This window comes from Paracoccus sp. J55 (assembly GCF_000513975.1).
Classification (GTDB): Bacteria; Pseudomonadota; Alphaproteobacteria; order Rhodobacterales; family Rhodobacteraceae; genus Paracoccus.
This window is the reverse complement of sequence record NZ_AZVA01000008.1, coordinates 121,294-134,290: the sequence shown is the minus strand read 5'-3', so window position 1 is coordinate 134,290 and position 12,997 is coordinate 121,294. Positions and strand designations below refer to the sequence as shown.

13 protein-coding genes are annotated in these 12,997 nt (G+C 68.5%); all 13 read left to right on the top strand.

Annotation, left to right across the window (positions count from 1 at the left end):
* Window positions 1-94: 94 nt before the first annotated feature.
* The 13 genes from PARJ55_RS0110040 (at window position 95) to PARJ55_RS0109980 (ending at window position 12,980) form a co-directional block, all read left to right on the top strand.
* Complete coding sequence (locus PARJ55_RS0110040; RefSeq protein WP_028712916.1) at window positions 95-1,480, top strand: PLP-dependent aminotransferase family protein; 1,386 nt, start codon at window positions 95-97, stop codon at window positions 1,478-1,480.
* A 97-nt stretch (window positions 1,481-1,577) separates the two neighbouring features.
* Window positions 1,578-2,363 (top strand): ectoine/hydroxyectoine ABC transporter ATP-binding protein EhuA, encoded by a 786-nt coding sequence (gene ehuA, locus PARJ55_RS0110035; RefSeq protein ID WP_028712915.1) that lies wholly within the window; start codon window positions 1,578-1,580, stop codon window positions 2,361-2,363.
* A 22-nt stretch (window positions 2,364-2,385) separates the two neighbouring features.
* Window positions 2,386-3,207: an ectoine/hydroxyectoine ABC transporter substrate-binding protein EhuB gene (ehuB, locus tag PARJ55_RS0110030; RefSeq protein ID WP_028712914.1), complete on the top strand. Its 822-nt coding sequence runs from the start codon at window positions 2,386-2,388 to the stop codon at window positions 3,205-3,207.
* 60 nt (window positions 3,208-3,267) lie between these two features.
* A complete protein-coding gene (gene ehuC, locus PARJ55_RS0110025; RefSeq protein ID WP_028712913.1) occupies window positions 3,268-3,924 on the top strand; it encodes an ectoine/hydroxyectoine ABC transporter permease subunit EhuC in 657 nt (218 codons plus the stop codon).
* A gap of 1 nt (window position 3,925) precedes the next feature.
* Window positions 3,926-4,585 (top strand): ectoine/hydroxyectoine ABC transporter permease subunit EhuD, encoded by a 660-nt coding sequence (ehuD, locus tag PARJ55_RS0110020; protein ID WP_028712912.1) that lies wholly within the window; start codon window positions 3,926-3,928, stop codon window positions 4,583-4,585.
* Window positions 4,582-5,325, top strand: a complete 744-nt coding sequence (locus PARJ55_RS0110015) for an aspartate/glutamate racemase family protein (protein ID WP_028712911.1) — start codon at window positions 4,582-4,584, stop codon at window positions 5,323-5,325. The genes ehuD and PARJ55_RS0110015 overlap by 4 nt, the downstream gene beginning before the upstream one ends.
* Window positions 5,322-6,272, top strand: a complete 951-nt coding sequence (gene eutB, locus PARJ55_RS0110010; RefSeq protein ID WP_028712910.1) for a hydroxyectoine utilization dehydratase EutB — start codon at window positions 5,322-5,324, stop codon at window positions 6,270-6,272. The genes PARJ55_RS0110015 and eutB overlap by 4 nt, the downstream gene beginning before the upstream one ends.
* On the top strand, window positions 6,269-7,249 hold the full coding sequence (locus tag PARJ55_RS0110005) for a cyclodeaminase (RefSeq protein WP_028712909.1): 981 nt from the start codon (window positions 6,269-6,271) through the stop codon (window positions 7,247-7,249). The genes eutB and PARJ55_RS0110005 overlap by 4 nt, the downstream gene beginning before the upstream one ends.
* Window positions 7,250-7,260: 11 nt before the next feature.
* Window positions 7,261-8,442 carry an ectoine hydrolase DoeA gene (gene doeA, locus PARJ55_RS0110000; RefSeq protein ID WP_028712908.1) on the top strand — a complete coding sequence of 394 codons (1,182 nt, stop codon included), beginning with the start codon at window positions 7,261-7,263 and terminating at the stop codon, window positions 8,440-8,442.
* A gap of 4 nt (window positions 8,443-8,446) precedes the next feature.
* Window positions 8,447-9,457, top strand: a complete 1,011-nt coding sequence (gene doeB / locus PARJ55_RS0109995) for a N(2)-acetyl-L-2,4-diaminobutanoate deacetylase DoeB (RefSeq protein WP_028712907.1) — start codon at window positions 8,447-8,449, stop codon at window positions 9,455-9,457.
* Window positions 9,454-10,905: an NAD-dependent succinate-semialdehyde dehydrogenase gene (locus PARJ55_RS0109990; protein WP_028712906.1), complete on the top strand. Its 1,452-nt coding sequence runs from the start codon at window positions 9,454-9,456 to the stop codon at window positions 10,903-10,905. Before doeB ends, PARJ55_RS0109990 begins: the two co-directional genes overlap by 4 nt.
* Entirely contained in the window at window positions 10,905-12,275 is a 1,371-nt protein-coding gene (locus PARJ55_RS0109985) for an aspartate aminotransferase family protein (protein WP_028712905.1), read from the top strand. The genes PARJ55_RS0109990 and PARJ55_RS0109985 overlap by 1 nt, the downstream gene beginning before the upstream one ends.
* Before the next feature lie 201 nt (window positions 12,276-12,476).
* Complete coding sequence (locus PARJ55_RS0109980) at window positions 12,477-12,980, top strand: cell wall hydrolase (protein ID WP_028712904.1); 504 nt, start codon at window positions 12,477-12,479, stop codon at window positions 12,978-12,980.
* Window positions 12,981-12,997 lie beyond the last annotated feature (17 nt).

The following is a 12,997-nucleotide window of genomic DNA, read 5'->3' as shown; positions in this document are numbered from 1 at the left end:
CGGCGCCACTGCGCGCTCGCCCGGTCCTGATCGGCCGGCGCCGAAGAAATCATAACATTGTTGCCTATCGGCAGGATTGTCTTAATCTCGACCCATGACAATATGGACCCCCGATCCCGGCGGCTTGCATCGTCCGGCCTATCTCTCGCTTGCCGAGCAATATGCGCGGGCGATTCGCGACGGCATGCTGCCCGCCGGCAGCCGCCTGCCGCCGCAGCGCCGGCTGGCCGACGATCTGGGACTGTCGGTCCAGACCGTCTCGCGCGCCTATGAAGAACTGATCCGCCGCGGCCTGGTGGTCGGAGAGGTCGGGCGCGGCTCCTTCGTGCTGCCGCCGGGGTCCGAGAACAGCCCGCCCTATCTGGCCGAGCGGCTGGGCGAGCTGGTCGATCTGTCGATCCTGAAGCCCGTGACCGAGCGCATGCATGTCGAAACCTTTCGCGAGGGGCTGCATTGGGTGGCCGAGAACCTGACCGCCCCGGCCGCGCTGTCCTTCCGGCCGAACTCGGTCCTGCCGCAGCACCGGCAGGTCGCGGCCGACTGGCTGCGCCGCAAGGGCATCGAGGCCGCGCCGGAAAACATCACCATCACCGACGGCGCCACCTCGGCCATCACCACCGCGGTGATGAGCGCGGTGCCCGCCGGCGGCACGCTGGCCGCAGCCGCGCTGACCCATCACCTGCTGATGCCGCTGTGCAAATACCTCGGCCTGCATCTGGAGGCCCTGCCGGTCGATGACGACGGCATCGTGCCCGAGGCGCTGGACCATCTGGCGCGCAAGGGCAGCCTGCGCGCGCTTTACATGCAGCCGGCGGCGATCAACCCCATGGCGATCATGACCGGCGCCGAGCGCCGCGCCGAACTGGCCGCCATTGCCCGCCGCCACGACCTGCTGATCGTCGAGAACGACATGCTGAACGCGATGATCCCCGACCGGCCGCCGCCGATGGCGGCGCTGGCGCCCGAGCGGGTGCTGCACATCAACGGCTTCACCAAGACCACGCTGCCCGGCCTGCGGGTCGCCTGGCTGCTGTCGCCGGCGCGGCTTGCCTCGGCCACCGCCAACCGGCATCTGGTGACGAACTGGATGGCCACCCCCGCCATGGTCGAGCTGCTGAGCCACTGGATCAGCGACGGCACCGTGGAGCGGCTGATCCTGTGGCAGCGCGAGGCGCTGGCCGTCCGCCACCGCATTGCCCGCGAAGTTCTGGGCGCGGCGCCGTTCCGCGCCCATCCGCAAAGCCTGCATATCTGGCTGGAACTGCCCCCCGGCCGCGACGAGGAGGAATTCGTCGCCCAGGCCCGCCAGCGCGGCGTGGCCGTCGCCTCGGGCCGGGCCTTCCGGCTGAGCGAGCGCGGCCGGCGCGACGCGGTGCGAATCGCGCTTGGCTCGACCAGCGCGGAAGAGCTGCGCCGGGGCCTGTCCCTGGTGGCCGAAACCCTGGGCGGCAGCGCCGAACCCCTGCTTCCGCTGATTTGACGGGCAGATTGTCGCGGAAAATTGTTATGATATTATTTAAATATTGACCTGATTTGATCTCGCTGCAAAGTTCCTCTGGACAGCAAGGGGGACGTCTTTGGACCAGCCGATCATTCGCATCCAGAACCTGCGCAAGTCCTTTGGGACGCTGACCGTCATCGACGGGCTGAATTTCGACGTGATGAAGGGCGAGAAGCTGGCGCTGATCGGCCCCTCGGGTTCGGGCAAGACCACCATCCTGCGCATCCTGATGACGCTCGAGGATATTTCCGGCGGCCGCATCGAGGTCTGCGGCGAGCCGCTTTACCACATGCAGAAGCACGGCGCCGAGGTGCCCGCGGACGAGGCGCATCTGCACAGGATGCGCCGCCACATCGGCATGGTGTTCCAGCATTTCAACCTGTTCCCGCACAAGTCGGTCTTGCAGAACATCACGCTGGCGCCGATGCTGACCAAGGGCGAGCCGCGGGCCGTGGCCGAGCAGCGGGCGCGCGAGTTGCTGGACATGGTGGGGCTGGCCGACAAGGCCGACTACATGCCCAGCCAGCTGTCCGGCGGCCAGAAGCAGCGCGTCGCCATCGCCCGCGCCCTGGCGCTCCAGCCGCAGATCATGCTGTTCGACGAGGTGACCTCGGCGCTGGACCCCGAACTGGTCGAGGAGGTGCTGGAGGTGATGAAGCGCCTGGCCGCCGAGACCGACATGACCATGCTGCTGGTCACGCATGAGATGGGCTTCGCCCATGATTTCGCCGATCGCGTGCTGTTCTTCGACAAGGGCCGCATCGTCGAGCAGGGCCCGCCCACCCAGATATTCACCGCGCCGCAAGAGGACCGCACGAAGTCCTTCCTGCGCAAGATCATCGCCGCAGGACAGCGCGTGTGATGCAACCCAACAGGAGAGAATGATGAAGAAATGCCTGATTGTCGCGGCGCTGCTGGCCGCGCCGCTGCCCGCCATGGCCGACAAGCTAGAGGACCTGCAGAAGCAGGGCTATGTCCGCATCGCCATCGGCAACGAGCCGCCCTATACCGCCGTCGCCTCGGACGGCAAGGTCTCGGGCGCGGCGCCGGACGTGGCCCGCGCGGTGTTCGAAAAGCTGGGCATCAAGGACCTGGAGGCGTCCATCGCCGAATATGGCGCGATGATCCCCAGCCTGCAGGCCGGCCGCGTCGATGCGATCACCGCCGGCCTGTTCATGAAGCCGGAACGCTGCAACGCCGTGGCCTATTCCGAGCCGATCCTGTGCGATGCCGAGGCGCTCTTACTGCCCAAGGGCAATCCCAAGGGCTTCAAGTCCTATGCCGACATCGCCAATGACGGCTCGGCCCGGCTGGGCGCGCCCGGCGGCGGCACCGAGGAAAAGCTGGCGCTGGATGCCGGCGTGCCGCGCGACCGGCTGGTGGTGGTGCCCGACCCGCAATCGGGGCTGAAGATGGTGCAGGACGGCCGGATCGACGCCTATTCGCTGCCGGTCCTGTCGCTGAACGACCTGCTGGCGAAGTCGGGCGACGCCAACCTGGAAGTCTTTGCCCCGGTCGAGGGCGCGCCGGTCTATTGCGACGGCGCCGCTTTCAACAAGAAGGACACCGCGCTGCGCGACGCCTTCGATGTGGAGCTGGCCAAGCTGAAGGAATCGGGCGAATTCGCCGCCATCGTCGAACCCTATGGCTTCTCGGCCGCCGCGGCGATGTCCACCACCCGCGACGCGCTCTGCGCCGCGCAGTAAGGCAGCCGGGCGGGGGGAGACCCCTGCCCATCCATCAGCAAGAGAGGCAGGCATCAGCGCATGGGCGACTGGGCAGGATATCTGACACTCATCCTTATGGGGGCATGGGTCACGGTCAAGCTGACGCTGATGGGCTCGGCCCTGGCGCTGGTCGTGGCCTTCATCGCCGGGCTGGGGCGCATCTCGCGCCATGCTCCGGTGCGCTGGCTGGCGACCGCCTATATCGAGTTCTTCCGCGGCACCTCGATCTTCGTGCAGCTGTTCTGGATCTATTTCGTGCTGCCGATGACCGGGATGCAGCTGACGCCGATGCAGGCCGGGGTGATGGCGCTGGGGCTGAACGTGGGCGCCTATGGGGCCGAGGTGGTGCGCGGCGCCATCCTCGCCGTGCCGCGCGACCAGCACGAGGCCTGCGTCGCCGTCAACCTGACCCGCTTCCAGCGCATGCGCCACGTCATCCTGCCGCAGGCGCTGCCGCTGATGCTGCCGACCTTCGGCAACAATGCCATCGAGCTTCTGAAGGCGACTTCGGTCGTGTCGCTGATCTCGCTGTCGGACATGACCTTTCAGGCGCAGGTGGTGCGCTCGCAGACCGGCAGCACGCTGATGCCCTTCGTCACCATCCTGCTGCTGTATTTCGCCATGTCCTCGGCGCTTTCCTTCGGCATGCGCCGGCTGGAGCGGCGGGTGACGCGCGGCCTGGACGGGGTGCGCTGAGATGGAATGGGATTGGGATTTCGCCTGGTCGATCATGCCGACCCTGCTGGCCGGGTTTCGCATCACCCTTGTCGCCACCTTCCTCGGCGCCATCGTCGCGGCGGTGCTGGGGCTGGTCTTCGCCATCCTGCGCCGCTCGCCCAACCGGCTGGTGGCGCGCGGCACCGGCTTCGTGGTCGAGTTCATCCGCGGCACGCCGCTGCTGGTGCAGCTTTACTTCATCTTCTACGTGCTGCCCGGGCTGGGCATCCGCCTGCCGGCGCTGACCGCAGGGGTGATCGGCATGGGGCTGCATTACGCGACCTATGCCGCCGAGGTCTATCGCGGCGGCATCGAGGCGGTGTTGCGCGGGCAATGGGAGGCGGCCAAGGCCACCAACCTAACCACGCGCCAGACCTGGCTGCATGTGGTGCTGCCGCAGGCGGTGCCGCCGATGATCCCGGCCATGGCGAATTATCTGCTGGCCATGTTCAAGGAAACGCCGCTGCTGTCCGCGATCACCGTGCTGGAGCTGATGAACCAGGCGAAGTCGGTCGCGAACAGCTCCTATCGCTATGTCGAGCCGATGACGCTGGTCGGCGTGATGTTCCTGGTCGTCAGCCTGATCTCGGTGGTGGTGCTGCGCTGGCTGGAACGCCGTTACGGGAGGATTTCGCGGTGACTGTCCTGTCCGTTCCGGTCGAGCTGGACGACCGCCCGCTGCCGCGCCGGGTCGGTCTGGTGACGCTGGCCACCGACCACACGACCGAGGTGGATTTCGCCGCCCTGCCGGCGCATGGCGTGGGCGTCTATGCCACCCGCATCCCCTTCGCCAACCCGGTGACGCCCGAGACGCTGGCCGCCATGGCCCGCGACGTGACCGCCGCCGCGGCGCTGATCCTGCCCGAGGAGGATCTGGACGCGGTGGTCTATAGCTGCACCTCGGCCTCGGTGGTGATCGGGGACCGGGCGGTGCGGGATGCGATCCGGCTGGGCAAGCCCTCGGCGGAACCGATCACGCCGATCTCGGCCGGCTTCGCGGCGCTCAGGGCGCTGGGGGCCGAGCGGATCACCCTGCTGACCCCCTACACGCCCCGCACCACCCAGCCGATGGCGGAATGTTTCGAGGCGGGGGGCTTCGCCTTGCAGGGCGTCTCCTGCCTGAACCTGACCGACGACCGCGAGATGGCGCGGATTTCCCATGCGACGATCATCGAGGCCGCACGCGCCGCACTCGCGCCGGGCAGCCAGGCGCTGTTTCTCGCCTGCACCGCCGTCCGCGCCTGCGCGATCATCGACCGGATCGAGGATGCGGTCGGCGTGCCGGTGGTCTCGGCCAATTCCGCGACGCTCTGGGCCGCGGCGCGGGCTTGCGGCGTGACCGGGCCGGTCGCTCCGGGCCAGTTGATGAGGCAGCCATGACCGTGACCCTGGACGACATCCGCGCCGCCGCTGAACGCATCCGCGGCCATGTGGTGGAAACGCCGCTGCTGCGCGACGAGCTGCTGTCGGCGCGGCTGGGCCAGCCGGTCTGGCTGAAATGCGAATACCGCCAGACCACCGGCGCCTTCAAGCTGCGGGGCGCGACCAATGCCATCCTGTCGCTGCCGCCCGAGGCGCTGGCGCGCGGCGTCGTCACCGCCTCGACCGGCAATCACGGCCGCGCCCTGGCCTATGCCGCCCGGGCGCTGGGCGTGCCCGCCACCGTCTGCCTGTCCCGGCTGGTGCCCGAGAACAAGGTGCGGGCGATCCGCGAGTTGGGGGCCGAGGTCCGCATCATCGGCGCCAGCCAGGACGAGGCGATGCAGGAAGTCGCCCGCGCCGTGGCTGAAGAGGGCATGACCGAGATCCCGCCCTTCGACCACGAGGCCGTTGTGGCGGGCCAGGGCACCATCGGCCTGGAAATCGGCACGCCCCAGGCGGTGCTGGTGCCACTGTCCGGCGGCGGTCTCGCGGCCGGGGTGGCGGTGGCGATCAAGGCGCTGTCACCCGCCACGCGCGTCATCGGCCTGACCATGGAGAACGGCGCCGCCATGGCTGCGAGCCTCGCTGCCGGCCATCCGGTCGAGGTCGCCGAAAGCCCCAGCCTTGCCGACAGCCTCGGCGGCGGCATCGGGTTGCGCAACCGCGTGACCTATCCGCTGTGCCGCGACCTGCTGGACGATGTGATCCTGCTGACCGAGGCCGAGATCGCCGCCGGCATCCGCCATCTCGGCCGTGCCGGCCATGTCGTCGAGGGCGCGGCCAGCGTTGGCACCGCCGCGCTGCTGGCCGGCAAGGTCGTCCCGCAAGGCCCGACCGTCTGCATCCTTTCCGGCGCGAATATCGACCCCGCGCTGCATGCCCGCATCATGGCGGAGGCCGCATGAGACCGCCCGTGACCATCCTGACCGAGACCGACCTGCGCGCCCTGGTGCCGCTGGACGGCGAGGCCGTCGCCTGCATCCGCGACGCCTTCGTGGCGCTGGCGACCAAGCCCGTCGCCATGCCGCCGATCCTGCGCCTGGACATTCCCGAACACCGGGGCGAGGTTGATGTGAAGACCGCCTATGTTCCCGGCCTCACGCATTTCGCCATCAAGATCTCGCCCGGTTTCTTCGGCAACCCGGCGCTCGGCCTGCCCTCGACCAACGGCATGATGGTGGTGCTGTCCGCGACGACCGGGCTGGTCGAGGCGCTGCTGCTGGACAACGGCTACCTGACCGATGTGCGCACCGCCGCCGCCGGGGCGGTGGCCGCCGATGCGCTGGCCCGGCCGGATGCGGCCACGGCGGCGATCCTTGGCGCCGGGATGCAGGCGCGGATGCAGTTGCAGGCGCTGGCGCTGGTCCGGCGGCTGACCGGCGCACGTGTCTGGGCGCGGGATCCCGCCAAGGCGCAGGCTTTCGCGGCCGAGATGACCGCCACCCTGCGCATCCCCGTCACCGCCGCCGCCGCCAGCGTGGCCAAGGCGACGCGGGATGCCGATCTGGTGGTCACGACCACGCCGTCCGAAAGGCCCATCCTGGCCGCCGCCGATATCGCCGCCGGCACGCATGTCACCGCCATGGGCTCGGACGCCCAGCACAAGAACGAGATCGCCCCCGACCTGATCGCGCGCGCCCATTACGTCGCCGACCGCCTGTCGCAGACCCGCGAGCTGGGGGAGCTGCACCACGCGCCGCTGGCCGGGCGGGACTTCCCCGAGCTGGGCCAGATCCTGGCCGGGCAGCGCCCCGGCCGCAGCGATCCCGAACAGATCACCCTGGCCGACCTGACCGGCACCGGCATCCAGGACACCGCCATCGCCACCCTGGCGCTTGCCCGCGCGGGCAAGGCCGGGGCCGGACGCAGCTTCACCCTGTAAGAGAAACCGCCATGACAGACGTCGCATTGAAGTTCACCCGCGAGGAATATGCCGACCGCCTCGCCAAGACCCGCCGGGCGATGGAGGACAAGGGCGTCGATCTGCTGATCGTCACCGATCCGTCGAACATGAACTGGCTGACCGGCTATGACGGCTGGTCCTTCTATGTCCATCAATGCGTGGTGGTGCCGCCCGAGGGCGAGCCGGTCTGGTATGGCCGCGGACAGGACGCCAACGGTGCCAGGCTGACGGCTTACCTGAAGCCCGAAAACATCATCGGCTATCCCGACCATTACGTGCAGAACCCCGAGATGCACCCGATGGATTACCTCTCGGGCATCTTGCGCGACAAGGGCTGGGGCACGAAGCGCATCGGCGTCGAGATGGACAATTACTGGTTCACCGCCGCCGCCTTCGCCAGCCTGACGCGGAACCTGCCGGACGCGCGCTTCACCGATTGCACGGCGCTGGTGAACTGGCAGCGCGCGGTGAAATCGCCGCAGGAGATCGCCTATATGCGCAACGCGGCGCGCATCGTCGAGGCGATGCATGTCCGCATCCTCGACAAGGTGCAGGTCGGGATGCGCAAATGCGACCTGGTGGCGGAAATCTACGATGCCGGCACCCGCGGCGTCGACGGCATCGGCGGCGACTATCCGGCCATCGTGCCGCTGCTGCCCTCGGGTCGCGACGCCTCGGCCCCGCATCTGACCTGGGACGACAAGCCGATGAAACCGGGCGAGGGCACCTTCTTCGAGATCGCCGGCTGCTATCACCGCTACCACGTGCCGCTGTCGCGCACGGTGTTCCTGGGCCAGCCGACGCAGGCTTTCCTCGATGCGGAAAAGGCCACGCTGGAGGGGATGGAAGCCGGGCTTGCCGCAGCGAAGCCCGGCAATACCTGCGAGGACATCGCCAAGGGTTTCTTCGACGTGCTGGCGAAATACGGCATCGTCAAGGACAACCGCACCGGCTACGGCATCGGCGTCAGCTATCCGCCAGACTGGGGCGAGCGCACCATGTCGCTGCGCCCCGGCGACCGCACCGTGCTGCAGCCCGGCATGACCTTCCATTTCATGACCGGCCTGTGGCTGGAGGACATGGGGCTGGAGATCACCGAGTCGATCCTGATCACCGAGACCGGCGTGGAATGCCTCGCCCATGTCCCGCGCCAGCTGTTCGTGAAGGACTAGCGCCATGTTGCAGATGCAGCCTGCGCCCTCGCCCATCGCGGCGACGGTGGATTTCGCGGCGCCGGGGGTTCACCACGGCTTCCTGCGCCTGCCGCATTCGCGCGACGACGCAGCCTGGGGCTCGGTCATGACGCCGATCACCGTGGTCAACAACGGCGAGGGGCCGACGGCGCTTCTGACCGGTGCCAACCACGGCGACGAATACGAGGGGCCGATCGCGCTGTTCGACCTGGCCGCGACCGTGCGGGCCGAGGACGTCACCGGCCGTATCATCATCGTGCCGGCGATGAACTACCCGGCTTTCGTCGCGGGCACCCGCACCTCGCCCATCGACCGGGGCAACCTGAACCGCAGCTTTCCGGGGCGGCCGGACGGCACGGTCACGCAGAAGATCGCGGATTACTTCCAGCGCGTGCTGCTGCCGATGGCGGATGTGGTGCTGGATTTCCATTCCGGCGGCAAGACCCTGGATTTCCTGCCCTATTGCGCCGCCCATATCCTGCCCGACAAGCGGCAGGAGGCGGCGGCCTTCGATCTTGTGCGCGCCTTCGGGGCGCCCTGGTCGGTCAGGATGCTCGAGATCGACGCGGTCGGCATGTATGACACCGCGGCCGAGGAAATGGGCAAGGTCTTCGTCACCACCGAGCTGGGCGGCGGCGGCACGGCGACCGCCCGCACCGCCGGCATCGCCAGGCGCGGCCTGCGCAACCTGCTGGTCGCGGCGGGCGTGATGCGCGGCGAGGTGGTGGCGCAGCCGACGCGCTGGCTGGACATGCCCGACGCGGATTGCTTCACCTTTGCCGAGGATGGCGGGCTGATCGAGTTCCTGGCCGATCTGGGCGATGCCGTGGAACAAGGCCAGCCGGTCGCCCGCATCTTCCCGGTGACCCGCACCGGCTTGGCCCCGGTCGCGGTCCATGCCCGCCGCGGCGGGCTGATGATGGCGCGGCATTTCCCCGGCATCGTGAAACCCGGCGATTGCGTCGCCGTCATCGGCGAGGAGGTTCAGCCATGATCACCGACAAGACCCTGATGCGCGAGGATGCCTTCGTGAACGGCGCCTGGGTGGCCGGGCCGCGCTTTGCCGTCACCGACCCCGCCACGGGCAGGCCCGTGGCGCAGGTGGCGCGGCTGGCCGCTGCGCAGGCGCGCGCGGCCGTCGATGCGGCGCAGGCGGCTTTCGCCGGCTGGTCCGCGCTGCTGCCGCAGGAACGCGCCGCCGTGCTGATGCGCTGGCACCGGCTGATCGTCGATGCGCGCGAGGATCTGGCGCGGATCATGACCGCCGAGCAGGGCAAGCCGCTGTCCGAATCGCGCGGCGAGATTGACTATGCCGCCAGTTTCGTCGAGTTCTATGCCGAGGAAGCCAAGCGGCCGAACATCGAAAGCGTGACCTCGCATCTTTCGACCGCCGAGATGGAGCTGTGGCGCGAACCCCTGGGCGTCGCGGCGCTGGTCACGCCCTGGAACTTTCCCTGCGCCATGATCACCCGCAAGGCGGCCGCGGCCTTGGCGGCGGGCTGCACCGTGGTCGTGCATCCCTCGGCCGAGACGCCGCTGTCGGCCACCGCGCTGGCGGAGCTGGCGGATCGGGCGGGGTTTCCGGCCGGCGTCTTCAACGTGGTGACGGGCGACGCGCCCGAGATCGTCGGGGAATGGTGCGCCGATCCGCGGGTGCGGGCGCTGTCCTTCACCGGCTCGACGCAGGTCGGCAAGCTGCTTTATCGCCAAAGCGCCGAGACGGTGAAGCGGCTGGTGCTGGAACTGGGCGGGCACGCGCCCTTCATCGCCTTTGCCGATTGCGACCTCGACCTGGCGGTGGATGAGGCGATCAAGGCCAAGTTCGCCACCTCGGGCCAGGACTGCCTGGGCGCCAACCGTTTCCTGATCGAGCGGCCGGTCTATGACGAATTCTGCCGCCGCTTCACCGCTGCTGCCGCCGCGCTGACCCTGGGGCCGGGGGTCGAGGATCGCGACCTTGGCCCCTTGATGAACGAGGGCGCGGTCCAGAAGCAGGAGGAGCACGTGGCCGATGCCTTGGCGCATGGCGCGCGCCTTCTGACCGGCGGCAGCCGCGATCCGCAGGGGCCGCTGTTCTATCGCCCGACCGTGCTGGCCGACGTGCCGGCCGAGGCGCGGATCTTCCACGAGGAGACCTTCGGCCCCGTCGCCGCCATCGCCGCCTTCGACACCGAGGACGAGGCGGTGCGTATCGCCAATGCCACCGAATACGGGCTGGTCGCCTATGTCCACAGCCGCGATCCGCGCCGCATCTACCGCCTGTCGCGCGCGCTGTCGTTCGGCATGGTCGCGGTGAACCGCACCAAGGTCACCGGCGCGCCGATCCCCTTCGGCGGCATGAAGCAGTCGGGCCTGGGCCGCGAGGGCAGCCGCCACGGGCTCGAAGCCTTCACCGAGATCAAATACGTCTGCCGCGACTGGGCAGAGACAAGGAGAGCATGATGCTGACCAATGACCAGCTGTCCAAATGGGACCGCGAGAGCCTGTTCCATCCCTCGACCAACCTCGGCCAGTTCGCGCGCGGCGAAGGCGCGCAGCGCATCGTCTCGGGCGCGGAAGGCGTCCATATCACGGATCGGGACGGCAACCGGCTGCTGGACGGCTTCGCCGGGCTCTATTGCGTGAACGTGGGCTATGGCCGGCCCGAGATCGCCGAAGCCATCGCCGCACAGGCGCGCGAGCTGGCCTATTACCACGCCTATGCGGGGCATGGCTCGGAAGCCTCGATCACGCTGGCGAAAATGGTCATGGACCGGGCGCCCAAGAGCATGGCGCGGGTCTATTTCGGCCTGGGCGGCTCGGACGCCAATGAGACGAACATCAAGCTGGTCTGGTATTACAACAACATCCGTGGCTTGCCGCAGAAGAAGAAGATCATCTCGCGCTGGCGGGGCTATCACGGCTCGGGGCTGATGACCGGCTCGCTGACCGGGCTGGAGCTGTTCCACAAGAAATTCGACCTGCCGCTGGCGCAGGTGATCCATACCGAGGCGCCCTATTACTATCGCCGCAAGGACGCCGGCATGTCCGAGGAACAATTCAGCGCCCATTGCGCCGAGGAGCTGGAGCGGCTGATCGCCGCCGAGGGCGCCGAGACCATCGCCGCCTTCATCGGCGAGCCGGTGCTGGGCACGGGCGGCATCGTGCCGCCGCCCAAGGGCTATTGGCAGGCGATCCAGAAGGTGCTGGCGCGCCACGACATCCTGCTGATCGCGGACGAGGTGGTGACGGGCTTCGGCCGGCTGGGCAGCATGTTCGGCAGCGACCATTACGGCATGACCCCCGACATCATTACCATCGCCAAGGGCCTGACCTCGGCCTATGCGCCGCTGTCGGGCAGCATCGTCGGGCAGAAGGTCTGGGAGGTGCTGATGCAGGGCAGCGACGAATATGGCGTGCTCGGCCATGGCTGGACCTATTCCGCCCATCCCATCGGCGCGGCGGCGGGCATCGCCAACTTGCAGCTGATCGACAAGCTGGGGCTGGTCGAGAATGCCGGCCGGGTCGGCCGCACGCTGAACGATCGGATGCGGGCGGCGCTGGGCGATCATCCGAACGTGGGCGAGATCCGCGGCGAGGGCATGCTCTGCGCCGTCGAGCTGGTCCGCGACCGCGACAGCCGCGGCTTCTTCGACGCGGCCGAGGGCATCGGCGGCAAGGTCGTCGCCGCGATGCTGAAGCGCGGCGTGATCGCGCGGGCCATGCCGCAGGGCGACATTATCGGCCTGGCCCCGCCGCTCTGCCTGACCGAGGCCGAGGCGGATGTGATCGTCGAGGCCACTGACGCATCCGTGCGCGAAATCCTCGGCTGAGCGAGGACGGGGATCGGACCGGAACACGGCTTGCGTGTTTGCGCCTTCGGTGTTCCGGCGGCGCATCGGGTCCGCGCGGGGGCGAATGCCGGACCATGATGCCCTGCGGGGGTCGCGGCGGTGTTGATGCCCTGCGCCCGCTGCTGTTAAGCATGGCCGCAACGAGAAGAACCCTTCCACGAGCGGCAGGACGAGCAGACGATGACGATTCCCTATCCAAGACTGCGCATGGGCGCGGCGCTTGCGGCCGCGCTGCTGGTGCTGACAGGCTGTTCGATGTTCCACCGGCACAGCCCGCAGGAATGCATGGAGCGGGCGATGTATTTCGAATCGAACCGCTCGAGCCGGGACGGCATGATCGCCGTCGGCAGCGTGGTCATGAACCGCGTCCGGTCAGATCAGTTTCCCAATTCCGTCTGCGGTGTCGTCGGACAAAAGGGGCAGTTCGCGCCGGGGATCATGACGCGGCGGATGGACAGGCCCTCGCCGCAGGTCAGCGAGGCGGCGCGCGCCGTCCTGCGCGGCGAGCGCCATCCCCTGATCGGCAACGCGATGTTCTTTCACGCGGCCGGGCACCGGTTTTCCTATGACAACATGCATTACGTCCTGGTGGCCGGCGGCAATGCCTTCTACGAAAAGCGCAAAAGCCATCTGGTGACGCGGCCGGTCCCGCCGCCGCCGCTTGAGGGCATCACCCGCCGCTAGCCCCCTCCGGCGCATCG